Origin of the sequence: Sphaerisporangium viridialbum, assembly GCF_049674955.1 — a bacterium.
Classification (GTDB): domain Bacteria; phylum Actinomycetota; class Actinomycetes; order Streptosporangiales; family Streptosporangiaceae; genus Sphaerisporangium; species Sphaerisporangium viridialbum.
In genome coordinates this window covers 4,206,443-4,229,431 of sequence record NZ_CP187232.1, presented here as the reverse complement: position 1 = coordinate 4,229,431, position 22,989 = coordinate 4,206,443, and the positions used below count along the sequence as shown (strand labels likewise).

Sequence of the window (22,989 nt, the reverse complement as noted above, 5' to 3'; positions counted from 1 at the left end):
GTGGACCGACTCGACCGGCTGCGCGGCCCGGTGCCGCCGCGCCCCCACGACGCCCGGGCCATCGCCGCCCTGGCGGCCAACCCCGGGTGCGCCCGCCGCGCCGTGCTGGACGCCGCCGGCATCGACAAGGACGCCACGGCCACCCATCTGGGCTTTCCCGCCCCGTTCGGCCAGTCGCCCTTCGCCATCAGCCGGGGCAACGTCTTCGAGGCGCTGGTCAAGGAGAGCGGCTGCGCCGAGCTGCTGAGGCTGCTGCGCGAGCTCCTCGGCCTGCCGATCCCGCTCGCGGCGTACACCGACCTCGGCGACATCGGCGGCAACCCGTCCGCGCACCTGCGCCACTCCCACACCCGCAGGCTCATCGACGCCGCGGCCCGTGACGGCGACGACGCGGGCACGCTCTACGACCACCCGCTGCTGCGGCTGGACATCGCGGGCCACAGCTCCTACCTGGAGCCGGACGTCGTGACGTTCCGGCTGGGCGGGCGGTTCCACATCGTGGAGATCAAGTCGTTCGCCGTCGTCGACGGGCAGGCCGAGCCGGACAAGGTCGCGGCGGCGGCCCGCCAGGCCGCCGTGTACGTGCTGGCGCTGAGGAACCTCCTCGCGGAGCTCGGCCACGACCCGGAGCGGGTGTCCCACGACGTCGTGCTGGTGTGCCCGGAGAACTTCGCGAACCGCCCGGCCGCCACGCTGGTGGACGTGCGCAGGGAGCTCGCCGTGCTCAGGAGGCAGCTCGCCCGCATGACCCGGGTCGGCGCGATCGTGGACGCGCTGGAGCCCGGGCTGACCTTCGACCTGGCGCGCGACTCCGAGGGAGTGCCGACCCGCCCGGTGGCCGAGCTGCGTGACGCGGTGCGCGGCGTCGACGCCCGGTACGCGCCCGACTGCCTGTCGACCTGCGACCTGTGCTTCTTCTGCAGGGACGAGGCCGCGGCCGGTGGCTCCACCGACCTGCTGGGACGCCAGGTCCGCGACGCGCTCGGCGGGGTGGCGACCGTGACCGAGGCGCTGGGCCTCGCCGACGGCTCGCTCACCCCCGGCGAGGGCCAGGAGGAGATCGCCCGCCTGCTCCGCCTCGCCGACCGCCTCTACGCGGAGGTCTCGTGAGCACGCCCGTCCATGAAGATCCGAGACTCACGGGGGTGTCGTGAGCACGCTCGCCGCGCTCGCCCGCCTGCGCGCCGTCCAGACCGGCACGGCGCGCAGGCTCGCGACCGTGCGCCACTGCCACCTGTCCGAGCGGCCCATGGTGTTCATCCCGCTCCGGCTGGCGGGTGAGGCGGCGGCGCCGCTGGCCGCGATGGCGGGCACCGATCCCGCCCATCCCCGGCTGCTCGTGGTGCCCCAGCCGCGCGACCGCGACCTGCGGTTCGCCTTCACCGCCGAGCTGGCCGAGATCCTCCTGCCGTACGTCGAGGGCCTGCAGAAGGCCACGGAGACGGTCGAGCGGCGCGGCGCGGAGCCGTACGAGCGCTGCGTGGACGCCCCGCAGCTGATCGTGCCCAACCGCGGCGCCGTCGCCTTCGTGCACATGCTCGGGCGCTCGACCCGCTTCCGCCGCGCCGAGGGGCCGTACGCCGTGCACCCGTCTGTGCCGGTGCTCGGCCGGTGGCTGACCTTCCTGGCCCAGCGGGCGCAGTACCCCGGCTCGTCCCTGCTGCTCGCGGCCACCGAGGCGCTCTCCCTGCACTGGGCGACCGGGCAGAGCGCGCTGGAGGACGCGAACCTCGCATCCCTGGTGAGCTGGATCGACCCGGCCCCGGGCATGAGCGGCGCGAGCGCCGCCAGGGAGGCGGAGGACCCCCTGATCTGGCCGCCCGCCGGGCCCGCCACCGACCCCGGCTTCGACACCGAGGTGCTCGCGCCCGCCATCCGGGCGTACGAGGAGACGCGCGGCGAGCGAGCGGCGGCCCGGGTCGGCGAGGCGGTGCGCTCCCAGCTCGAACCCACCTGGCGGCTGATGTGGCGGGCCGTCGAGCTGCTCGGCACGCTGCCCGCCGGGCCGGGCGCCGCGGCGCGGTGGGAGGCGGACCGGGCGTCCTTCACCAACTTCGCCGCCCAGCTCGCCGAGGGAGGCCCTCCCCAGCCGAAGCGGGACAGCGCGGTCGGCGCCGCGTCGCGGCTGGCCCGCATGGAACGCGCGCGGGCCTCCTACGACGCCCAGCGGGCCTACGACGATCCCCTGGTCATGGCCGCGTACCGCCTGACCGGCGAGGCCTTCGCCGGCACGGTGCTCGCCACCGATCCCGACCACACCGAGGGCGAGGGCCGGGGGCGCAAGCTCAGGCCGCTGCTCACCGTGCGCACGAGCGATCCGGTACGGCTCGCGCCCGGCGCCCGGCTCGGCACGCCCGAGCGGCGCGGCCAGCAGGCGGAGGTCGTCGAGATCGCCGGCGAGCACGTCACGTTGAAGATCGTCAAGGGGATGGGCCGCGGCAAGGCGGCGACGCCGGGCGCTGTGCCGGAGGTCGGCGAGCGGGTCTGCTACGCGGCCCTCACCGACGAGTTCCAGCCCCCGCCGAGCCTGCCCGCGCCCGAGGACACCCCGTGGACGCACGGCGGTCCCCCGCCCGAGCACGTACCGGCGGAGGAGCCGGAGGAGGAGTGGTCATGAGATCACGAGGAGCCGGTACGGACGCGCGCGGACCGCGCCGCACCCGGCGGCGCCCATGACGGGCGAGGACGTCTCCCCGGCGGTGGAGGCGGCCACCGTCGTCGACGCCGTGCTCGCCGACCTGCCCAGGCACCGCGGCGTGGTCGTCGACTCGCCTCCGGGCGCGGGCAAGTCCACGCTGGTGGTCAGGGCCGCCGGGCACCTGGCCGCCACCGGCGAGCCCCTGATGATCATCGCCCAGACGAACGAGCAGGTGGACGACCTGATCGTCCGGCTGGCGGCCGAGCATCCCACCCTGCCGATCGGCCGGCTCTCCGCCGCCGACTACGCCGTGCCGCAGAGGGTCGTGGGCAAGGCGAGCGTGGGCACCAAGCTGCCCGATCTCGGCGACCCGGCGGTGGTGGTCGCCACCGCCGACAAGTGGGCATGGATCGGCGACCGCAAGTGGCCGTGGGCGATCGTGGACGAGGCCTACCAGATGCGCTCGGACAAGCTGCTGCGCATCGCGGGGCTGTTCGAGCGGGCGCTGTTCGTCGGCGACCCCGGCCAGCTCGACCCGTTCTCGATCGTGGACGGTGACCGCTGGGCGGGCCTGTCGTGGGATCCGCTGCAGAGCGCGGTGGCCGTGCTCCTGCGGCACAACCCCGACCTTCCCGTGCACCGGCTGCCGGTGTCCTGGAGGCTGCCCGCCTCGGCCGCGCCCGTCGTGTCGGAGGCCTTCTACCCCTACACCGGGTTCAAGGCAGGCACCCGGCCCGGCGAGCGGAGCCTGTCGTTCGGGGTGGGCGGCATGCGCACGGCGTACGACGCCGCGCTGGAGGAGGCGGCGGCGTCCGGCTGGGCGCTGTACGAGCTGCCGAGCCGCCACACGGTGCGCACCGACGCCGAGGCCGTCCAGGCCGTGGCCGTGCTGGCCGCGCGGCTGCTGCAGCGCGCGCCCGTCACGCTCTCCGAGCGGGGCGAGCGGCCGGTCACGCCCGACCGCATCGCGATCGGCGCGGCGCACCGCGACCAGGTGGCCGCGATCCAGGCCGCCGGACTGCCCGCCGGCGTGACCGTGGACACCGCCAACCGCCTCCAGGGCCGGGAGTACGACGTGACGATCGTGCTGCATCCGCTGTCGGGGCGCAGGGACGCGACGGCCTTCCACCTGGAGTCCGGACGGCTGTGCGTGCTCACCTCGCGGCACCGCCACGCGTGCGTCGTGGTGGCCCGCGCGGGCATCCCCGAGCTGCTCGACGCCCATCCGTCGTCCGAGACGGTGCAGCTGAACGTCCCTGTGAAGTTCCCCGACGGCTGGGAGGCCAACCAGGCGGTGCTCGCCCACCTGTCCAAGCACCGCGTGGAGGCGGCACCGCTCCGGTGAATACCCGCTCGGCGGGCAGGGCGCCGGCCGCGAAGCCGACGCGGGCCTCCAGCGGCGCGGAGGAGCGTCACCACACCCCCGGCTGTCCCCCGCCCCTGACGACCGCCGCGCGGCCGTCCCACTGGCCCACCACCGGGCGGCCCTCACACCGGCCCTGGACGGGACGGGCCGCGGCCTCGCGCTCGCCCGCCGAGCGACCGTCACGCCGGGCCGGGAGAGCTTCCCGCCGGGCCGGGAGAGCTTCCCGCCGGGCCGGGAGAGCTTCCCGCCGGGCCGGGAGAGCTTCCCGCTGGGCCGGAGGGCCCTCGGCCGGGACGCCCCGCACGCGGCCTGCCGCGGCCGAGGGACCTTCTCGCCGGTCGGCGGCCGCTTCTCGCCGGCCCTCGGCGGTCGCGGGGCCTTCCTGCCGGTCGACCGCGCCGAACTCCGGCTCGGGACTCGTGGTCGAGGCCATCAACGCCAGGCAGATCAGCGTCATCACCGCGATCAGTATGAGGGCGAGTCCCGTGAGCATCAGAACGGCCAGCATGGTGTAGGCCGTGCCGATGAGCGCCATCATCGCCCATCCTCCTCTTGTGTTGTCGCGGTGGGACACGTGCCCTCGATGAGCGCGCTCACACTTCCTTCTACTCCTTCTACGCAGGTGAAAGAACTGATTCTCCTGCATACGAACGATGCTCGGCACACCCGGCGGGACCGGCGTGGCGACGGTGACGGGGCGCGGTCACGCCCCCGGCATGCCGTCCAGGCGGCGCAGGATCACGCCTTCGCGCAGCGCCCACGGGCAGATCTCCAGCTCGCGGGTGTCGAACAGGTCCATCGTGGCCTCGGCCACGACCGCGCCCGCGAGCAGCTGGGGCGCGCGCCCCGCCGAGACCCCGGGCAGCGCGGCGCGCCGGGTGTTGCTCATCGTGGCGAGGCGCTCGGTCCACCGCGACAGGTCGTCGCGGCCCAGCACCCGCTTGACGTAGGACCCCTCGCCCGACGGAGCGGCCCCGGCGATGCGGGCGAGCTGCTTGAAGGTCTTGGACGTGGCCACCGCGTGGTCCGCGCGGCCGTACTTCACCACGTCGCCGACGATCCTGCCGATCTCGGCGCGCACCTGCCTGCGCATGCTGCGCACCTCCTCGGGGGGAGGCGGGTCTGCGCTGAACCACCGGCGCGTCATCCGCCCCGCGCCGAGGGGGAGCGAGACCGCCACGTCGGGCGCCTCCTCGATGCCCGAGGCGATCTCCAGGGACCCACCGCCGATGTCCAGCACCAGCAGCCGCCCGGACGACCAGCCGAACCAGCGCCGCACGGCGAGGAAGGTCAGCCGCGCCTCGTCCTGCCCGGACAGCACCTGGACGTCCACGCCGGTCGCGGACCGCAGGCGGGTCAGGACGTCCTCGCCGTTGATCGCCTCCCGCACGGCCGAGGTAGCGAAGGCCATGATGTCCTCCACGCCCTTGTCCTCGGCGATGCGCAGCGAGTCCTCGACGAAGCGCAGCAGCTCGCGCTCGCCCCCGGGCGACAGCTTGTCCCCGTCGTGGAGGTGCTCGGCGAGCCGCAGCTCGACCTTGTGCGAGTACGCCGGCAGCGGCTGCGCCCCCCTGTGGGCGTCCACCACCAGGAGGTGCACCGTGTTGGAACCAATGTCCAGGACACCAAGTCGCATGAGCAGACGCTACTACCCGCGCGGATTCGCCCAGAAAGATCCCTCCCCCGTAGCTTGAGTAGGGGACTACTCATGCGCCCGCCGCCGTGGACCGGGAACCTGAACGGGTCCACCCTTCACGCGTTCACCACCGGCGGCGGCCCATGAGCACGATCCACCATCCCGGCACGGCCAAGGCCAGGCAGACGGACGCCGCCACGCGGCGGTACGAGGAGACCACGGGCCCGCGCGAGGCCAACCTGCGGCAGCGGCGGGCGGAGGGCCTCACGATCCTCGACGGGGAGCACCAGCTCGCCGCCCGCGCGCAGCGCCTCCTGCGCCGGGGCGACCTGCCCGTCGCCGCGGTGGCCCGCGTGGTCGCCGAGGGCGTGCCCTCCGGCCCGCGCCTGCTCGAACAGATCATCGGCGAGTCCAGCGAGCTCCAGGCGGTCAACTTCCTGGCCCGCGGCACGCGCGCCGCCGCGACCGTGGCCAGGATCTCGCTGAACGACGGCGGCCGGCTCCTTCCCCAGGGAACGGGCTTCCTGGTGGGCCCGGGGCTGCTGATGACCAACAACCACGTGCTGGCGAACCAGGAGAGCGCGCGTGACCTCGTCGTGGAGTTCGGGGCCGAGGTCAACCTCGACAACGAGCCGGGCATCCCGGTGCGGTTCCGGCTCGAACCGGAGGCGTGCTTCCTCACCGACCAGCATCTGGACTTCACGCTGGTCGCGCTGAGACCCGGCGCGGACGGCAGGCGCGCGGGAGAGGTGTTCGGCTGGAACCGCCTCGTCGCCCAGCAGGGGAAGGTGGTCATCGGCGAGCCCGTCAACATCGTCGGGCATCCCAGCGGGCGGCTGAAGGAGATCTCCATCCGGCACAATGAGCTGTCCCTGCAACTGGACGACTTCCTGCACTACACCAACGACACCGAGCCGGGCAGCTCCGGCTCCCCCGTCTTCAACGACCAGTGGGAGGTCGTCGCCCTCCACCACTCCGGCATCCCCCGCCTGGACGAGCAGGGCCGCTGGATCCGCAAGGACGGGCGGCCCTGGGCGCCGGGAGACGGCGACGACGCCGTCGACTGGGTGGCCAACGAGGGCGTGCGGGTCAGCGTGATCCTCGCCCGCCTCGCCCAGCTCCGTCCCCCCGCGCCGGCCCAGGCCCTGCTGGCCGAGATGGGCCCGGCGGCCGGGCTCACCGCGTCCCCCGCCTGGACCGAGGCGCTCGGAGCATCCGCCGGGGCCTCGAAGGTCTCCGGGCTCGCGGGACGCCCCTCCGCCTTCGGCGGCACCGGCCGCCTGGTGTTCGTCCACGGGCGCAGCCAGGAGGGCAGGGATCCCGAGGCCATCCGCAGGGAGTGGACCGCCGGGCTGAACAAGGGCCTCACCCTGGCGGGCTCTCCCCTTGTCGACCCCGGAGACGTGTGGCTTCCGTTCTACGGCGACCGCTTCCTCGACGCGATGACGGCGCTGGAGGCGGCGCCGGTGCTCGCGGGGGCGGTCACCGACAACGTCGCCGCGGCCCTGGCCCCGTCCTCCCCGACGACCCGGCTGCTGTACGAGCAGCTGATCGCCGAGGCCGCCGCCAAGGCGCGCATGCCCGCCGACAGCGTGAGCGAGGGGCTCACCACCCCGCTGCAGCGGATGCTGAGCTGGCTCGCGGCCACCACCAACCTGGACCGCTTCCTCATCGCCAAGATCTTCCGCGACGTCGCGGCCTACCTCGACAACCCCGACATCAGGCGCACGGTGCTGGACGCGGTGTGCGAGACGCTCCCCGCATCCGGTCCGATCGTGCTGGTCACCCACAGCCTCGGCACGGTGGTGGCCATGGACCTGCTCACCCGGCTCCCCTCCACGCTGGAGGTGCCGCTCCTGGTCACCGCGGGCAGCCCGCTCGGCCTCGACACCGTGTACACCCGCCTGCTCTCCGGCGGCCCCCATCGCCCCGCCCAGGTGACCCGCTGGCTCAACGTGTGGAGCCCGGCCGACCCGGTCGCGATCGGGTGCCCGCTGCGCGACGACTGGAGCGGTCCCCTGGAGGAGGCGGCCGTGGACAACCCGCTGGAACGCGCCCACCTGATCGAGGAGTACCTCGCCCACCCCGCGATCGCCCAGGCCATCCGCGAGACCCTCACCTGAGGTGTCACCCTCCCAGGGGGAAGAAGTCCCGCTCCCGAGCGTCGCGGCACCGCTCTCAGAGGGACCGGACGCGGTGGGCCTTCACACGGGCCGGAAGAGGTCGGCGTGGCGGGTGACGTGGTCGTCACGACGGACCGACGGGAAGGTGGTACTCCCAGCCGGGCTTCCAGTCGAAGGGGGCGTCCACCAGCTCTTCGAGGGACTTGCCGCGGAGGAGGTGGTCCAGGGCCCAGCGGTTGGCGGAGTGGGAGATGACCAGGACGCGGGAGCCGTCCCAGTCGCGGGCGAGGTCGCGGAGGAAGTCGCGGGTCAGCTCGACGACGTCCTGGTAGCTCTGGCCGCCGGGCCAGGGGTCGCTGATGTGCAGGGACCTCTCCCTCTGGAGGCGGCCGACCGGCATGCCGTTGAGGTCGCCATAGTCGCACTCCCGCAGCCGCGTGTCTTGAAATATCGGGATCTTGGAGGTGCGGAAGGCGATCTCCGCGGTCTCCACGGCGCGGCGGAGGTCGGAGGTGAAGATCGCGGCCAGGCCGTCGTCACGGCGGCGGTCGCCCAGCTCCTCCGCGAGCCGCCTCCCCCGCTCGGAGAGCTCGCCCGGGAGCCATCCCGTGGCGACTCCGGTCTCGTTGTCGGTGGTGATCGAGTGGGTCTCGTACACGAGCTCGACGGCCACGGCGGCTCCCAGGTGTGGCGGAGGGCGGTCATCCTCCGAAGGCGACCACGGCGATGGACACCAGCAGGAATACCGCACCTGTGCCCGCGAAGACCATTCCTAGGAGGTTTCCGCCCAGGAGACTGTCGACGCGCATACGGGCCGGGTTGGCGGGGTCGTACAGGACCGCCACCTCGCCGCCGACCGGGGCCACCGGCGGGCTGCTCCCGACGCTGGTCTCGACCTCGACGGGCCGGCCGCTCACCGTCGTGAACCTGATGGTCGGGTAGTAGACGGTCCCCTCGCTGGAGTGGCTGGGGCGCAGCCGTACGACCTGACCGGGCACGCGCTGGGCGATCCGGCGGAAGTCACGCTGGGACATCAGCATCCCTGCGCCGATGCCGCCGAAGATCAGGGCCACGAGGCCGAAGGCGAGGACGAGCCAGGCGGTGGTGGACACACGAACTCCTTGTTCCGCAGGGGGGCGCCCCCACGCTAGGAGCCCGGCCTTGCGTGCGACTTGCCATGCCCTTGACGGCCCGACCGCCCCATGGGCGGCGGGTGGGACGACGACGGCCGTGACCACGGTGGTGGTCACGGCCGTAGGGGTGAGCCGGCGGGAGGGCGTCAGTCGAGGGCGCCCACGGCCGCCGTCTCCTTGGCGGGGTCGTCGCCGGACCCGGAGGCCGGGGCCGCGGGGCCGCCGCGCAGCGGGATCTCCTTGACGAAGGCCGCCAGCAGCGGCACCAGGATCGCGAAGAGGATGGCCCAGAAGAACACACTGGAGATGGAGGAGGCCAGCGACTCCAGGAAGCCGATCCTCACCTGGGCGGGGAGCTTGGCCAGCGACGCGGGGTCGAGATGGCCGGTGCCGCCCTTCGCCATCTGCGCCGCCTGCGGGCCGAGCTTCTCGGTCAGGTTGGACGTGAGCTGGTTGTTGAAGATCGCTCCGAAGAGCGACACCCCGAACGATCCGCCGATGGAGCGGAAGAAGGTGGAGGCGCTGCTCGCCACGCCCAGGTCCTTCTGCTCGACGCTGTTCTGCGCGATCAGCATCGTGGTCTGCATGAGACCACCCATGCCGAGGCCGAGGACGGCGATGAACAGGCCGGTCTCCCAGCGGGTGGTGTTGACGTCCTGCATCGAGAGCAGCCACATGGCGACCGCCATCAGCGCGCCGCCGGCGATCGGGAAGATCTTGTACTTGCCGGTCTTCGTGATCGCCTGCCCGACGAAGAGCGAGACCACCATGGCCGCCGCCATCATCGGGAGCAGCAGAAGGCCGGAGTTGGTCGCCGAGGCGCCCTGGACGGTCTGCTGGAACAGGGGCAGGAAGTTGATCGCGCCGAACATCGCGAAGCCGAGCAGGAAGCCGATCAGCGAGATGAGGGTGAAGTTGCGGTTCTTGAACACGTGCAGCGGCATGATCGGCTCGGCGACCCGGCGCTCGACCGGGATGAAGGCCGCCAAGGTGACCACGGCGACGGCCACGAGTCCGAGGATCTGCCAGGAGCCCCAGGCGTACTGGTTGCCGCCCCAGGTGGTGATGAGCACGAGCGCGGTGATGCCCACGCCGAGCAGGCCCGCGCCCAGCCAGTCGATGCGGTGCTCCGTGCGGTACTTCGGCAGGTGCAGCCGGAACACGAGCCAGATGAAGGCCACGGCGCCGATGGGCAGGTTGACGTAGAAGGCCCAGCGCCAGTTCAGGTGGTCGGTGATGAAGCCGCCGACCAGCGGGCCCGCGATCATCGCGAGCGACATCATCGCGGCCATGATGCCCTGGTAGCGGCCACGCTCGCGAGGCGGCACGAGGTCACCGATGATGGCCATGGCGTTGACCATGAGGCCGCCGGCCCCGAGACCCTGGATGGCGCGGAAGGCGATGAGCTCGCCCATGCCGCCGGAGGTGCCCCCGAGCAGGTCGGACCCGGCCATGCCGCACAGCATCGAGCCGACCATGAAGATGGCGATCGACGCCAGGAAGATCGTCTTGCGGCCGTAGAGGTCGCCGATCTTCCCCCAGATCGGCGTCGAGACCGTGGTGCCCAGCACGTACGCCGTGACGACCCAGGAAAGGTGTGCCAGGCCGCCGAGCTCGCCGACGATGCGCGGCATGGCGGTGCCGACGATCATGTTGTCCAGCATGGCGAGGATCATGGCGAGCATGAGCCCCGGCAGGACCACCATGACCTCCCGCCGACGCCCTGGAACGGGTTCGGCCGCGGTCTCCGTCATTCTTTTACGCCCCCTTGAGAGTGCTTACTTACTTGCCGACCGGCTAGTGACTATACTCCAAGGTAGATAACTTACTTGCCGACCGTCAAGTTAATTAGGGGATACAGGGAGCGTCTGAGAGGCCATGAGGGAAACCACCGACACGCGTGCTCGCATCCAGGAGATCGCCCTCAAGCTCTTCACCGAGCAGGGCTACGAGGCGACGTCGCTGCGGGAGATAGCGGAGTCCCTCGGGGTGACCAAGGCCGCGCTTTACTACCATTTCCGGACCAAGGATGACATCGTGGCGAGCCTGGCCGAGGACCGGCAGGCCATGGTGGAACGCCTGATCAAGTGGGGGCAGGAGCAGCCCCGCACGATCGAGACGAGGCGGGAGTTCGTCAGGCGCTACGCCGACCAGCTCTACGGCGGCCACCACCACGCGTTCATGAGGTTCATGGAGCGCAACCAGACCGCGCTCCGCGACCACCCCAAGGTCGAGAAGATGCGCAACCTCATGACCAGCCTCGTGGGGATCCTGTGGGACGAGGACGACTCCACGGCGCAGCGCCTCAGGAGCTCGATGGCGATCTTCACCCTGCACGCCGCCTGGCTCCTGCTGAAGGACGAGGACCTCGCCGACGAGGAGCGCAAGGCCGCGGCCCTAGAGGTCGCCCTGGAGCTCATCGAGCGCTGCCCCGCCGCCGGACACTGACGGGGCGCGCGCCCGGGTCACTCAGGTGAGATGAGCTCGTACAGGCGCCTACCGCTCGTTGGCGGCGCCGATGGTGCGGCCGAGGACGACGCTCATCGCACGGCTCCGTTGAGGAAGACGTCGACGAGCTCGCCCAGGCCGGCGGGCGCCGTGCCGGCCGGGAATCGCGGGCGGCTGAACAGCATGCCGAGGAAGATCGCCGCGAGGCGCTCGGGCGGCAGGCGGAGGGACTCCCGCTCGGGCTCGAACAGGTCGGCGAGGGCCTCCACGGTCTGGGTCACCGAGGCCTCCCGGCCGAGCCCTCCCTCCCGTTCGTGGCCACCGCCGCCGCCCGGCGCTGAGCCCTCGCCGCCCGCGCTCGCCTCTTCGGCCTCCCCGCCGGGCTCCGCGCCGCGCTGATGGGGGCCGGGCCTGCCGCGCCGCAGCCCCGAGGCGTGGAGCGCGCCGATGACCGACCCCATGCGTTCGAGGTGGGCGCTCAGCGCCTCCGCGGCCTCGGTGAGCCGGGCGGCGAGAGGCTGGTCGAGCGGCACGGCCGCGATCTCCTCCAGCGCGTGAGCGGGGTTGAGCGCTTCCAGCACGCAGGCGTTCAGGAGCTCCTCCTTGTCGGCGAACACGCGGAAGATCGTCGCCTCTCCGATGGCGGCGGCCTTGGCGACCTCGGCGGTGGTCACGGCCGCACCGCGCTCGGCCACCAGAGGTAAGGCCGCCTTGACGATCATGTCGCGCCGCTGTTCCGGGCTCATTCCCGGCGCCCTGCGCCGGACTTTGGTGTCTGTCATACCGCCAACGGTACGGAGTGAGTACTCACTCCGTCAAGCGATTATGGCGTACGCCGGAGGCGGAGCCAGGTCAGAGGGGGTTTGAACGGAGACCTCCGAGGAAGCGGAACAGGGCGGTGCCCACCGTCACCGCTCGCGCGGGGACGTCCGTAGGACGTCCATGTCATCGCTGCCGGTCTCGTCAGCGGGTTCGCGACCCGGTAGGTCCCAGAAGGAGGGCCAAGGTTGAGCATTTCCGGCTACGGCCGAGCAGCGAGGTGGCCTCGCCTGACCACGCGCTCCTGGTTCAGCGGCACCCTGGCGATCATGACACTTCTGCTGGCCGTCTCCGCCGGGCTCGGCACCTGGGCGCTCGACCGCACCACCCGGGCCTCCGACGAGCTGATCCAGCGCATGACCCCCGCCCTACTGGCATCCGAGCGGTTGCGAAGCGCCCTGCTCGACCAGGAGGCCGGTGTGCACGGCTACGTCCTCAGCGGGCGCCAGGAGTTCCTCGCCGGCTTCGAGCAGGGCATCGCGCAGGAACAGGCCGCCGTCGCCACCCTGAGGCAGTCGATCACGGCCGGCTCGCCGCTCGCCGACCTCGGCGAGATCGAGACGCGCGCCGACGCCTGGCGGTCGGGGTACGCGCGACCGGTCCTGGACGCGGCCGGGAGGCAGGGGCCCGGCACGGTCGGGCTCGTCCAGGTGGAGGACGGCAAGGCCTCCTTCGACCTGATCCGCGCCGCCCTGGCCCGCCAGGCGGACAACCTGTCGCGGGCGCGGACGGCGGCGACCGCGGAGATCGGACGGGCGCGCCTGTGGCGGAACACCGTCTTCGCGGCCATCCTGGCGATGTTCGTCCTCACGCTCCTCTCGGTCGCCCTGCTGCTCCGCTACGCCGTGCTCCGTCCCCTCGACCGCCTCGGCGCGGCGTCGCGGAAGGTAGCCGACGGTGACTTCGGCCACGCCATCGACATCAGGGGGCCGAGCGACATCACGATGCTCGCCGCCGACGTCGACGCCATCCGGCGGCGCATCTCCGCCGAGCTCGCCATCTCACGCGACGCCCAGCAGCGCCTGCAGGAGCAGGCCGACCTGCTGAGCGAGCAGGCGGAGGAGCTGCGCAGGTCCAACTCCGAGCTGGAGCAGTTCGCCTACGTCGCCTCCCACGACCTCCAGGAGCCCGTGCGCAAGGTGACGGTCTTCTGCCAGCTGCTGCAGCGCAGGTACGCCGCCCAGCTCGACGAGCGGGCCAACGAGTACATCGGTTTCGCCGTGGACGGTGCCAGGAGGATGCAGTCACTGATCGCCGAGCTGCTGGCGTTCTCCCGGGTGGGGCGCGAGCAGAGCGAGCACGTGCCCCTGCCGCTGGACCAGCCCCTCGACCGCGCCCTCGCCAACCTGGAGACGCTGACGGAGGAGTCCGGGGCCGTCGTCGTACGGCCCGAGCTGCCCGAGGTCCTCGGCGACCCCAACCTGCTCACCATGCTGTGGCAGAACCTCATCGGCAACGCCGTGAAGTTCCGCTCCCCCGACCGCGCACCCGAGGTGCGGATCAGCGTCGCCCGCGCCGGCGACTTCTGGGAGCTGTCGGTCGGCGACAACGGCATCGGCGTCGAGCCGCGGTTCGCGGAGAAGATCTTCGTGATCTTCCAGCGGCTGCACAACCGGCAGGACTACGAGGGTACGGGCATCGGCCTCGCCCTCTGCAAGAAGATCGTCGAGTACCACGGCGGGCAGATCCACCTCGACACCGAGCGCGGCGAGGGCACCCGTTTCGTCTTCACGCTGCCCGCCTCCGACGCCGCGCACCGCCCGGGCCTCACCGTGCCGGACGCCAGGGCCCCCGGAGCCGCGTACGCTCCCCCGCGATGACCCGGAGGCGGCGCTCCTAGGTCTGGACGTACACCAGCGGGCCGGGCGCGACGGCGGCCTGGCCGGCCGTGGCGCCCGCGACCCAGGCGGTGAACTCCTCCACCCGCGCGACGTCGACCCCGACCTGGACGGCCACGTCCGCGCCGTAGGAGACGTCCCGCACGGCGTGGCCGGACGCGCGCAGGTCGTTCTCCAGCCGCCCGGCCTGGGCGTGCCCGACGCGGACGGTCATGACCCGCGCGGGGACCATGGTGAGGATCTCGGCCCGGTCGAGCGTCTCGGCGACGGCGCCGCCGTACGCCCGGGCCAGGCCGCCCGCGCCGAGCAGGATGCCGCCGAAGTACCGGGTCACCACCGCGATCGTGTCGGCGAGGCCGCGCCGGTTCAGCACCTCCAGCATCGGGATGCCGGCCGTGCCGGAGGGCTCGCCGTCGTCGTCGGCCCGCTGAATGCGCCGGTCGCCCCCGATGACGTACGCCGAGCAGGTGTGCCGCGCGGCGTGGTGGGACTTCCTGCGCGCGGCCACGAAACCGGCCGCCTGGCCCTCCTCGGTCACCGGCATGAGCGCGCAGATGAACCGGGAGCGCCTGACCTCGATCTCGTGCTCGGTGAACCCACTGACGGTGAGGTACGGCTCGGCCATGCGCACAGGTTAGCGCCGGTCCACCCCCCGGCCCCCGGCGCTCCCTGGTCGACGAGCGTCCCGGCCGCGAGGGAAACCGCCACCTGCGACGGCTCCAGCGGCGGTCGACCTGCCTCGCCCGGCGGCCGTGAGCGAGCCATAGGCGCGGCCCGGCCTTTCTTGGCGGCCTGCTCAGAGGGAGGGGGGCCTGCCGCCCGCTCCGAAGTGGGTCTCGTGTGCCCAGAGGTGGGCGCATCCCGGGCACTGCACGTGCAGGATGCTCCCGGTGGTGCTCAGCAGGTAGCGCCAGTGGTCCCGGCAGTTGCGGCCGGTGCCGCAGTCCGTGCAGTCCCTGTCGTCCAGGCACCGGGGGCAGGAGATCCAGGCTCGACGGGCGATGTCGGCGTGGGGGTCAATCGGAAGCACGGCCCGCCTCTCGTCGCGGGAGCACGCCCTCGGCCACGAGCATGTCGTAGGTCGCGCGCTGCTCCTCGTCGAGATCGGAGTAGAGGAGGTCGTACGCCTCCTCTTCCGCTCGCATGACCGCCACGGGGTCCCAGTCCGGGCCCAGCGCGGCGACCACCTCGGCCCGCCTGCGCGCCTCGTGGAGCGCGAGGTCCATCTCGAAGACGATGTGCGCGCGACCGCTGCCGTGGCTCATGAGACGACTTCCCGTAGAACGATGAACAGAGATGAGGTGATCGGCAGGGCACCTTGCCGCTCAGCCACCGTGGGGACGGGGCGGAGCCGCCTGCCTTTTGATCACCGAGGGCCTCCCTTGGCGCGGAAGGCCCCATACGGACGCTTTCATGTCCGGTTAAATACCATATGTCGCCTTTGGGCGGTTTAGGGTTCCACGGGAAGTAAAGTCAGGTGATGCTCGTCACGGTCTGCACTTGCCGCTCCGGCAGTTCGCGCCGCGTGCGCACGGGAGACAGGAACACCGGCAGGAAGGCCACCGCGAAGAAGGCGCCACCCACCCACAGGGTGGTGCGCACCGTGACCAGCTCCCCGATCAGCCCGGCCACGGCGGCGCCGACCGCGAGCGCGCCGGTGAGCAGGCAGCGGAAGGTGGCGTTCATGCGGCCGAGGAGCGAGTCCGGCGTCATGCGCTGCCGCAGGCTCACGCCGAGCACGTTGTCCATGCCCGTCTTGAACATGGCGATCAGGTAGCCGGTCGCCGCCACCCACAGCCCGGGGCCGTCGTCGATGAACAGCGGCACGAGCAGTCCCGCGGGCGCCGAGCACAGGCCGACGAGGCCGAGAGCGCGGCCATAGCCGAGCCGCACGGCGACCGGGCGGGCGCAGCGGGCGCCGAGCAGCAGGCCCGCTCCCCCCACGGCCCAGAACAGGCCGAGCGCACCCGCCGGGAGGCCGAGCTCGCGGATGAACAGCACCGGGAGCATGGTGTTGACGATCTGGGAGCCGAGGTTGTTGAGGGCCGCGGTGAGCGCGAGGGCCCGCAGCTCCGGGTTGCCGAAGACGTGACGCACTCCCTCGGCGACCTGTGCTCCCAGTCTGGTGGACCGCCCGGGGAGGGGCGGGGGCGGTGCGGGCGTGCGGCGCATGGCGGTGAGCCTGAGGGCCGAGGCCAGGTGGCTCGCGGCGGTGAACGCCACGGCCACCGGCGCCGTGAGCACCTGGACGAGCCCTCCGCCCGCGCTGCGCCCCGCCACGTTGCCGACGGCTATGAGGCTCATCACGGCGGCGTTCGCCTGGACGAGGCCGTCGCGGCCGACCAGTCGCGGCAGCACGCTCTGCGAGCCGACGTCGAAGAAGACCGTGGCGCAGCCGTTCAGCAGGACCACCGCGTACAGCTGCCCGAGCGTGAGGGTGCCCAGCCACCAGGCCAGGGGGATGGAGGCGAACAGCCCCGCTCGTGCCAGGTCGGCGGCGATGAGCACGCGCCGGTGGCGCATCCGGTCGACCCATGCCCCCGCGGGCAGGCCGATGAGGAGGAAGGCGACGGTGCTCAGCGTGGCGAGCGCCCCGACCTGACCGGGACTCGCGTCGAGCGCGGACACGGCGATGAGCGGGACGGCGACGTAGCCGATGTTCGTGCCGAGCTGGCTGAGGATGGAAGCGGTGAACAACGTGCGGAAGTCGGCGATCCGCCATGGGGATTCGGGGTGCATGATCCGTTCATCCGGTGGTCGATGCGGTGCCTTGTCGTCGTACGGCCGTGGCCTCGACGGTGATCTGGAGCGGGGTCAGCCCGTTGCTCAGGGCCACCTTGATCCACAGGAAGGCCGATCCCCACAGCAGCGCGAGCACGGCCATGCGGACCCACGCGCCACGTCCCCCGATGATCACCCTTCGCCTCCCTGCTCAGCCGGCCGACATGAACGTTGCCGGAGACGACCCGACAGGACAAGTGCAAAGTCGTGCACATACCTTTAAGCTGAGCTACATGCTTGACGTGCGACGGATGCAGGTACTGCACGCGGTCGTCACCAGCGGGTCGGTGACCGCCGCGGCGGCGAGCCTCGGGTACACCCCCTCCGCCGTCAGCCAGCAGGTGGCGGCCCTGGAGAAGCAGGCGGGCACCGCGCTGCTGGAGCGGGTCGGCCGGGGCGTGCGGCCGACGGAGGCCGGGCGGCTGCTCACCGAGCACGCGGCCGTCATCGGCAGGCAGGTGTCCGAGGCGGAGGCGGCGCTTGCCGACCTGCGGGCCGGGCGCGCGGGACGGCTGGCGGTCCGCTACTTCGCCACGTCGGGCGCCACCCTGATGGCGCCCGCGCTCGGCCGGTTCCGCCGGGCGCACCCGGGCGTGCGGGTCGACCTCAAGATGACCGACCCGCAGGACCCGCTGCCTGAGGTGACGCAGGGACGGGCCGACCTGGCCATCGTGGTCCGGCCCCACGGCCTGGTCCACGAAGGCGTCCACCTCGTCCACCTGCTCGACGACCCCTACCGCGCCGTCCTGCCCAAGGGGCACCGGCTCGCCGCCAAGCGCGTGCTCGACCTCACCGACCTGGCCGATGAGCCGTGGGTCGGCAGCGAGCGGCCCGGCCCCTGCGTCGACGCCCTGCTCGACGGCTGTGCCGCGGCGGGCTTCAGCCCCGGTTTCGTGGTGGAGAGCGAGGACTACGCCACGGCGCAGGGGTTCGTCGCCGCCGGCCTCGGGATCAGCCTTATTCCCGACATGGGTCTGGCCAACCGCCACCCCGCCGTCGTCGTGCGCAGGGTCCGCGAGCCCGAGCCGATCAGGGCGATCCACGCGGCCGTACGGGAGACCTCGCTGGGCCGGCCCGCGCTCCGCGGGCTGCTCGCCGCGCTCAGGGACGCGGCGGCGCGCTGAGCCTCAGCGGCCCGGCTCGCAACCGGCCTCGCCCGGCTCGCAACCGGCTTCGCCCGGCTCCTCATCCGCCGGCGCGCGCGGGCCGGTCCTTTCGACGGAGTCGCAGGGCTCCGCGGCGTCGTCCGAGATGCGGGCGAGCACCCGGTGGGCGATCGACGTCAGGGTCTCGATCTCGTCCGGGGTCAGCGCGTCGACGAACAGGCGCCGCACGGTCTCGACGTGGCCGGGGGCGGCGGCCTCGATCGTGCGGCGGCCCTCGGCGGTCAGGCGGATCACGGTGCCGCGCGCGTCTCCCGGGCAGTCCTCACGGGTGATGAGCCCGCGCTGCTCCATGCGGCGGAGCTGGTGGGACAGGCGGCTGCGGTCCCAGCTGATCGACCGGCGCAGCTCGCGGGCACGGATCCTGCCGCCGGGGGCCTCCGACAGCGGGACGAGGAGCTGGTAGTCGGCCATGGACAGGCTCTCGCCGTTGAGGTGCCGCTCCATCGCGCTGTCGAGCCGGCGGCGCATGTTCCCGAAGGCGCGCCACATGCGCTGCTCGCGCTCGTCCAGCCACCGGGTCTCGGTCACATCATCGATCCTACCGAATGTTGACGCATCAACATCTTTCGATTAACTTGCTGATGCATCAACATCGCGCGAAAGCGCACGTCAAACGCATCCAACCCCGTTTTCAAGGGAGTCCCCATATGTCGACGAGCACCCTCAGCCCCGAGCTCACCGGCCAGTACCAGTTCGACACCGCGCACAGCCGCCTGGGCTTCGTCGCCCGGCACGCCATGGTCACCAAGGTCCACGGCGCCTTCAACGAGTGGGAGGGCAGCGCCTACCTCGACGCGGCCGACCCGTCGAAGTCGCACGCCAAGGTGACGGTCCAGGTCGCCAGCGTCGACACCCGCAACGAGCAGCGCGACGGCCACCTGCGCACCAACGACTTCTTCGACGCCCCCGCCTTCCCGCTGATCACCTTCACCAGCACCGCCGTCGAGCAGGTCGGCGCGACGGAGTTCCGGGTCACGGGCGACCTGACCATCAAGGACGTCACCCGCTCGATCACCATCGACTTCGAGTACACCGGCTCGGCCAAGGACGCCTTCGGGGCCGAGCGCGCCGGCTTCGAGGGCCGCACCGTGGTCAACCGCAAGGACTACGGCATCAACTTCAACGCGGTGCTGGAGGCCGGCGGCGTCATGGTCTCCGAGAAGATCACCCTGGAGTTCGACATCTCCGCCGTCAAGGTGACCCCCGCCGCCTGATCCCGCCGCCTTCCACCCATCAGGAAACGTCACAGCATCATGAAACTGGCGATCATCACCGGAAGCACCCGCCTGGGACGCAAGAGCGAGGTCCGGCGGCGGGGTTCGTCGGCTACGGCGCGTCCGGCGGGACGCGGGCGGTCGAGCACCTGCGTATGATCATGGCCAACCTGAAGATCGCCGACGTCCGCGGCCAGGTCGCGCTGTCGCTGTTCACGGACTTCACTGACATGACGGCGTTCACGCCGGCCCCCCACCAGGAGCAGGCGGTCAACGCCATGCTCGACGAGGTCGTCTCCTGGAGCGGCGCGCTGAAGACGCTTCGCGAGTCCTCGCCGGACAGGGCCGCGGCCTGACCGGAAGTCTCCACGCCTGCCGCTGCGTCCTTCCCATCCCGCCGTCGCCTCTTCGGCGCAGCACGGCGGCAGGAAGCGGCGGCAGGCAGGCGCTCCACCGCGTCGCGCCCCCGCCGCCCCTCCTCGGTGGATAGCCGGCCCACCCCCGGCCGCACCCCGTGCGGGTTCCCATGCGTTACTAGGACGTCCTACAATTTAGTAGGACGTCCTAGTAACTTCCTGAGGAGCGCCGGTGTACGTACCTGCCAATCCCGTGCGAGTCGTCACCGCGGCGGCCCTGTTCGACGGGCACGACGCGGCGATCAACATCATGCGCCGCATCCTGCAGTCCCAGGGCGCGGAGGTGATCCACCTCGGCCACGACCGGTCGGTGGACGAGATCGTCACCGCGGCCGTCCAGGAGGACGCGCAGGGCGTGGCGATCAGCTCCTACCAGGGCGGTCACGTCGAGTTCTTCACCTACCTCGTCGACCTGCTGCGCGAGCGGGGCGCCGGGCACGTCAAGGTCTACGGGGGCGGCGGCGGGGTCATCGTCCCCGACGAGATCGCCGCCCTGGAGGGCCACGGGGTGGCCAAGATCTTCTCCCCCGAGGACGGCCAGCGCCTCGGCCTCGCCGGCATGATCAACGGCGTCATCGAGGCGTGCGACGTCGACCTGACCGAGGGCGCCGAGCCGCCCGCCGTGGCCGGCGGCGACCACGGGGCCGTGGCCAGGGCGATCACCTTCGTCGAGGCGGGCAAGGCCGGGCGGCCGTACCTGGACGCGGTGCGCGCCGCCGCCTCGGGACGACACGTCCCGGTGCTCGGCATCACCGGCACCGGCGGGTCGGGCAAGTCCTCGCTCACCGACGAGCTGATCCGCAGGCTGCGCGTCGACTACGAGGACAAGCTCCGCGTCGCGGTGGTCGCGGTGGACCCGACCCGGCGCAGGGGCGGCGGCGCCCTGCTCGGCGACCGGATCCGGATGAACAGCCTCGGCTCGGACGTGTTCTTCCGCTCGCTGGCCACCCGCGGGTCCCACGAGCTGCCCGAGCACCTCGCCGACGTGATCGCCGTGTGCCGGGCCGCCGGGAACGACCTGGTGATCGTGGAGACCCCCGGCATCGGGCAGGGCGACGCCGCGATCGTGCCGTTCAGCGACATCTCGCTGTACGTCATGACCCCCGAGTTCGGCGCGAGCTCGCAGCTTGAGAAGATCGACATGCTCGACTTCGCCGACGTCGTCGCGATCAACAAGTTCGACCGGCGCGGCGCGGAGGACGCCCTGCGCGACGTGCGGCGCCAGATGGTGCGCAACCGCGAGGCCTTCGGCACCGCCCCAGAGGACATGCCGGTCTACGGCACCGTCGCCGCGCGGTTCAACGACGACGGCGTCACCGCGCTCTACCAGCGGCTGCGCGAGCTGCTCGGCGACAAGGGCCTGCCGCCCAGCCCCGGGCTGCTTCCCGGGACGTCGGTCAAGACCTCCAGCCTGGGCGCCGCGATCGTGCCCCCGGCCCGGGTCAGGTACCTCGCCGAGATCGCGGAGGCAGTGCGGGACTACCACCGGCAGACCACGCGGCAGGCCGAGGTGGCGCGCCGCCGCCAGCAGCTCGCCGAGGTGCGGGGCCTGCTGGCCGCCGAGGGCGGCGACGCCTCGGCGCTGGACGCGCTGCGCGACCGCGCCGACGCCGAACTGCCCGGCGACGGCCGCGCCCTGCTGGACGGCTGGCCCGAGACGGTCGCCGCATACTCCGCCGAGGAGCTGGTGGTGACCGTGCGGGGCAAGGAACTGCGCACGCCGCTGTGGCGCACCTCGCTGTCGGGCAGCCGCGTGCCGCGCGTGGCGCTGCCGAGGTTCACCGACCACGGCGAGCTGCTGCGGTTCCTGCGCTCGGAGAACCTGCCCGGGCGGTTCCCCTTCACCGCCGGGGTGTTCCCCTTCAAGCGGGACGACGAGGACCCGATCCGCATGTTCGCCGGCGAGGGCGACCCGTTCCGTACGAACCGGCGGTTCAAGATGCTGTCGGACGGCCAGCCCGCCGTGCGCCTGTCGACGGCGTTCGACTCGGTCACCCTGTACGGCAACGACCCCGCCGAACGGCCCGACGTGTACGGCAAGGTGGGCACCTCGGGGGTGTCGATCGCCACCCTGGACGACATGAAGGCGCTGTACGAAGGCTTCGACCTGTCCTCGCCGAACACGTCGGTGTCGATGACCATCAACGGGCCCGCCCCGACCATCCTGGCGTTCTTCCTGCACACCGCGATGGACCAGGCCCTTGCGCGGTTCGAGGCCGGCAACGGGCGCGAGCCGGACGCCGAGGAGGCCGAGGCCCTCAGGAAGGCCACGCTCGCCACGGTGCGCGGCACGGTGCAGGCCGACATCCTGAAGGAGGACCAGGGGCAGAACACCTGCATCTTCTCGACGGACTTCAGCCTGCGGATGATGGCCGACGTGCAGGAGTGGTTCATCGCCAACCAGGTGCGCAACTTCTACTCGGTGTCGATCTCCGGCTACCACATCGCCGAGGCGGGGGCGAACCCGATCACGCAGCTGGCCTTCACGCTGGCCAACGGATTCACCTACGTCGAGGCGTACCTCGCCAGGGGCATGGCGGTGGACGACTTCGCGCCGAGCCTGTCGTTCTTCTTCTCCAACGGCATGGACCCGGAGTACAGCGTGCTCGGCCGGGTGGCCCGCCGCGTGTGGGCGGTCGCCATGCGCGACAGGTACGGAGCGGGCGAGCGGTCGCAGAAGCTGAAGTACCACATCCAGACCTCGGGCCGGTCGCTGCACGCGCAGGAGATGAACTTCAACGACATCCGCACCACCCTGCAGGCCCTGATCGCCATCTACGACAACTGCAACAGCCTCCACACCAACGCCTTCGACGAGGCGGTGACCACCCCGAGCCCGGAGTCCGTGCGCCGGGCCATGGCGATCCAGATGATCATCAACCGGGAGTGGGGCCTGGCGGTCAACGAGAACCCGTTGCAGGGATCCTTCATCGTCGACGACCTCACCGACCTGGTCGAGGAGGCCGTCCTCTCGGAGTTCGAGCGGCTGTCGGACCGGGGCGGCGTGCTCGGCGCGATGGAGACCGGCTACCAGCGGGGCCGTATCCAGGACGAGTCGATGCTGTACGAGACCCGCAAGCACGACGGGTCACTGCCGATCATCGGGGTCAACACCTTCCGCAACCCCGAGGGGGCGACCGAGCACGGCACGCTGGAGCTCGCCAGGGGCACCGAGGAGGAGAAGCGCGGCCAGCTCGCCCGGCTGCGGGAGTTCCAGGGGCGGCACGCGGCCGAGGCGCCCGAGGCGCTCCGGCGGCTCAGGGAGGCCGCGATGTCCGACCGGAACGCCTTCGCCGCCCTGATGGACGCCGCCCGCGTCTGCTCGCTGGGCCAGATCACCGAGGCGCTGTTCGAGGCGGGGGGCCAGTACCGGCGCAACGTCTAGGGACGAACGCGAAGACGGACCCGGGC

General features: G+C 72.0%; 22 protein-coding genes. 10 read left to right on the top strand and 12 right to left on the bottom strand.

Going from position 1 to position 22,989, the window contains the following annotated elements:
- Genes ACOZ38_RS18745 through ACOZ38_RS18735 form a run of 3 tightly spaced genes read left to right on the top strand, consistent with a single transcriptional unit; the run spans position 1 to position 3,983 of the window.
- Positions 1–1,110 (top strand): hypothetical protein, encoded by a 1,110-nt coding sequence (locus ACOZ38_RS18745; RefSeq protein ID WP_424532218.1) that lies wholly within the window; start codon positions 1–3, stop codon positions 1,108–1,110.
- 40 nt (positions 1,111–1,150) lie between these two features.
- Entirely contained in the window at positions 1,151–2,617 is a 1,467-nt protein-coding gene (locus tag ACOZ38_RS18740) for a hypothetical protein (RefSeq protein ID WP_424532216.1), read from the top strand.
- A gap of 55 nt (positions 2,618–2,672) precedes the next feature.
- Entirely contained in the window at positions 2,673–3,983 is a 1,311-nt protein-coding gene (locus tag ACOZ38_RS18735; protein ID WP_424532215.1) for an AAA family ATPase, read from the top strand.
- A 67-nt stretch (positions 3,984–4,050) separates the two neighbouring features.
- On the opposite strand, the gene ACOZ38_RS18730 is transcribed toward ACOZ38_RS18735, so the two are convergent.
- Together ACOZ38_RS18730 and ACOZ38_RS18725 are read right to left on the bottom strand one after the other, a co-directional pair.
- Entirely contained in the window at positions 4,051–4,542 is a 492-nt protein-coding gene (locus tag ACOZ38_RS18730) for a hypothetical protein (protein ID WP_424532213.1), read from the bottom strand.
- A gap of 165 nt (positions 4,543–4,707) precedes the next feature.
- Positions 4,708–5,640, bottom strand: coding sequence for a Ppx/GppA family phosphatase (locus tag ACOZ38_RS18725; RefSeq protein ID WP_424532212.1), 933 nt, complete (start codon positions 5,638–5,640; stop codon positions 4,708–4,710).
- A gap of 143 nt (positions 5,641–5,783) precedes the next feature.
- Between ACOZ38_RS18725 and ACOZ38_RS18720 the strand changes: the two genes are divergently transcribed.
- Entirely contained in the window at positions 5,784–7,763 is a 1,980-nt protein-coding gene (locus ACOZ38_RS18720) for a trypsin-like serine peptidase (RefSeq protein ID WP_424532210.1), read from the top strand.
- Between the two features lie 124 nt (positions 7,764–7,887).
- Here the strand turns inward: ACOZ38_RS18720 and ACOZ38_RS18715 are convergent, their stop codons facing one another.
- The 3 genes from ACOZ38_RS18715 to ACOZ38_RS18705 form a co-directional block, all read right to left on the bottom strand.
- Entirely contained in the window at positions 7,888–8,436 is a 549-nt protein-coding gene (locus ACOZ38_RS18715) for a histidine phosphatase family protein (RefSeq protein ID WP_424532208.1), read from the bottom strand.
- Between the two features lie 28 nt (positions 8,437–8,464).
- Positions 8,465–8,875, bottom strand: a complete 411-nt coding sequence (locus ACOZ38_RS18710) for a DUF3592 domain-containing protein (protein ID WP_424532206.1) — start codon at positions 8,873–8,875, stop codon at positions 8,465–8,467.
- Positions 8,876–9,042: 167 nt separating this feature from the next.
- Positions 9,043–10,650: an MDR family MFS transporter gene (locus ACOZ38_RS18705; protein ID WP_424532205.1), complete on the bottom strand. Its 1,608-nt coding sequence runs from the start codon at positions 10,648–10,650 to the stop codon at positions 9,043–9,045.
- A 124-nt stretch (positions 10,651–10,774) separates the two neighbouring features.
- On the opposite strand from ACOZ38_RS18705, the gene ACOZ38_RS18700 reads away from it, so the two are divergent.
- Positions 10,775–11,344, top strand: coding sequence for a TetR/AcrR family transcriptional regulator (locus ACOZ38_RS18700; protein WP_424532204.1), 570 nt, complete (start codon positions 10,775–10,777; stop codon positions 11,342–11,344).
- 92 nt (positions 11,345–11,436) lie between these two features.
- On the opposite strand, the gene ACOZ38_RS18695 is transcribed toward ACOZ38_RS18700, so the two are convergent.
- Entirely contained in the window at positions 11,437–12,126 is a 690-nt protein-coding gene (locus ACOZ38_RS18695; RefSeq protein WP_424532202.1) for a TetR/AcrR family transcriptional regulator, read from the bottom strand.
- 306 nt (positions 12,127–12,432) lie between these two features.
- Between ACOZ38_RS18695 and ACOZ38_RS18690 the strand changes: the two genes are divergently transcribed.
- Positions 12,433–13,983 carry a sensor histidine kinase gene (locus ACOZ38_RS18690; protein WP_424532201.1) on the top strand — a complete coding sequence of 517 codons (1,551 nt, stop codon included), beginning with the start codon at positions 12,433–12,435 and terminating at the stop codon, positions 13,981–13,983.
- A 16-nt stretch (positions 13,984–13,999) separates the two neighbouring features.
- Here ACOZ38_RS18690 and ACOZ38_RS18685 read toward each other — a convergent pair whose 3' ends face one another.
- The 5 genes from ACOZ38_RS18685 to ACOZ38_RS18665 all read right to left on the bottom strand — a co-directional run bounded on the left by ACOZ38_RS18685 (position 14,000) and on the right by ACOZ38_RS18665 (position 16,918).
- Positions 14,000–14,626 carry a YigZ family protein gene (locus ACOZ38_RS18685; protein WP_424532199.1) on the bottom strand — a complete coding sequence of 209 codons (627 nt, stop codon included), beginning with the start codon at positions 14,624–14,626 and terminating at the stop codon, positions 14,000–14,002.
- 171 nt (positions 14,627–14,797) lie between these two features.
- A complete protein-coding gene (locus ACOZ38_RS18680; RefSeq protein ID WP_424532198.1) occupies positions 14,798–15,031 on the bottom strand; it encodes a hypothetical protein in 234 nt (77 codons plus the stop codon).
- On the bottom strand, positions 15,018–15,266 hold the full coding sequence (locus ACOZ38_RS18675; RefSeq protein ID WP_405149653.1) for a DUF6400 family protein: 249 nt from the start codon (positions 15,264–15,266) through the stop codon (positions 15,018–15,020). Before ACOZ38_RS18675 ends, ACOZ38_RS18680 begins: the two co-directional genes overlap by 14 nt.
- Positions 15,267–15,474: 208 nt before the next feature.
- Positions 15,475–16,740 (bottom strand): MFS transporter, encoded by a 1,266-nt coding sequence (locus tag ACOZ38_RS18670; protein WP_424532196.1) that lies wholly within the window; start codon positions 16,738–16,740, stop codon positions 15,475–15,477.
- Positions 16,741–16,747: 7 nt separating this feature from the next.
- Positions 16,748–16,918 (bottom strand): hypothetical protein, encoded by a 171-nt coding sequence (locus tag ACOZ38_RS18665; RefSeq protein WP_424532194.1) that lies wholly within the window; start codon positions 16,916–16,918, stop codon positions 16,748–16,750.
- 97 nt (positions 16,919–17,015) lie between these two features.
- On the opposite strand from ACOZ38_RS18665, the gene ACOZ38_RS18660 reads away from it, so the two are divergent.
- Positions 17,016–17,906 carry a LysR family transcriptional regulator gene (locus ACOZ38_RS18660; protein WP_424532192.1) on the top strand — a complete coding sequence of 297 codons (891 nt, stop codon included), beginning with the start codon at positions 17,016–17,018 and terminating at the stop codon, positions 17,904–17,906.
- Between the two features lie 3 nt (positions 17,907–17,909).
- Here the strand turns inward: ACOZ38_RS18660 and ACOZ38_RS18655 are convergent, their stop codons facing one another.
- Entirely contained in the window at positions 17,910–18,476 is a 567-nt protein-coding gene (locus ACOZ38_RS18655; RefSeq protein WP_424532190.1) for a MarR family winged helix-turn-helix transcriptional regulator, read from the bottom strand.
- Positions 18,477–18,595: 119 nt separating this feature from the next.
- Between ACOZ38_RS18655 and ACOZ38_RS18650 the strand changes: the two genes are divergently transcribed.
- From ACOZ38_RS18650 to icmF, 3 genes are all read left to right on the top strand, one after another.
- Positions 18,596–19,162: a YceI family protein gene (locus tag ACOZ38_RS18650; protein ID WP_424532188.1), complete on the top strand. Its 567-nt coding sequence runs from the start codon at positions 18,596–18,598 to the stop codon at positions 19,160–19,162.
- Between the two features lie 161 nt (positions 19,163–19,323).
- Entirely contained in the window at positions 19,324–19,518 is a 195-nt protein-coding gene (locus ACOZ38_RS18645) for a hypothetical protein (protein WP_424532186.1), read from the top strand.
- Between the two features lie 232 nt (positions 19,519–19,750).
- Positions 19,751–22,963, top strand: coding sequence for a fused isobutyryl-CoA mutase/GTPase IcmF (icmF, locus tag ACOZ38_RS18640; protein ID WP_424532185.1), 3,213 nt, complete (start codon positions 19,751–19,753; stop codon positions 22,961–22,963).
- Positions 22,964–22,989 lie beyond the last annotated feature (26 nt).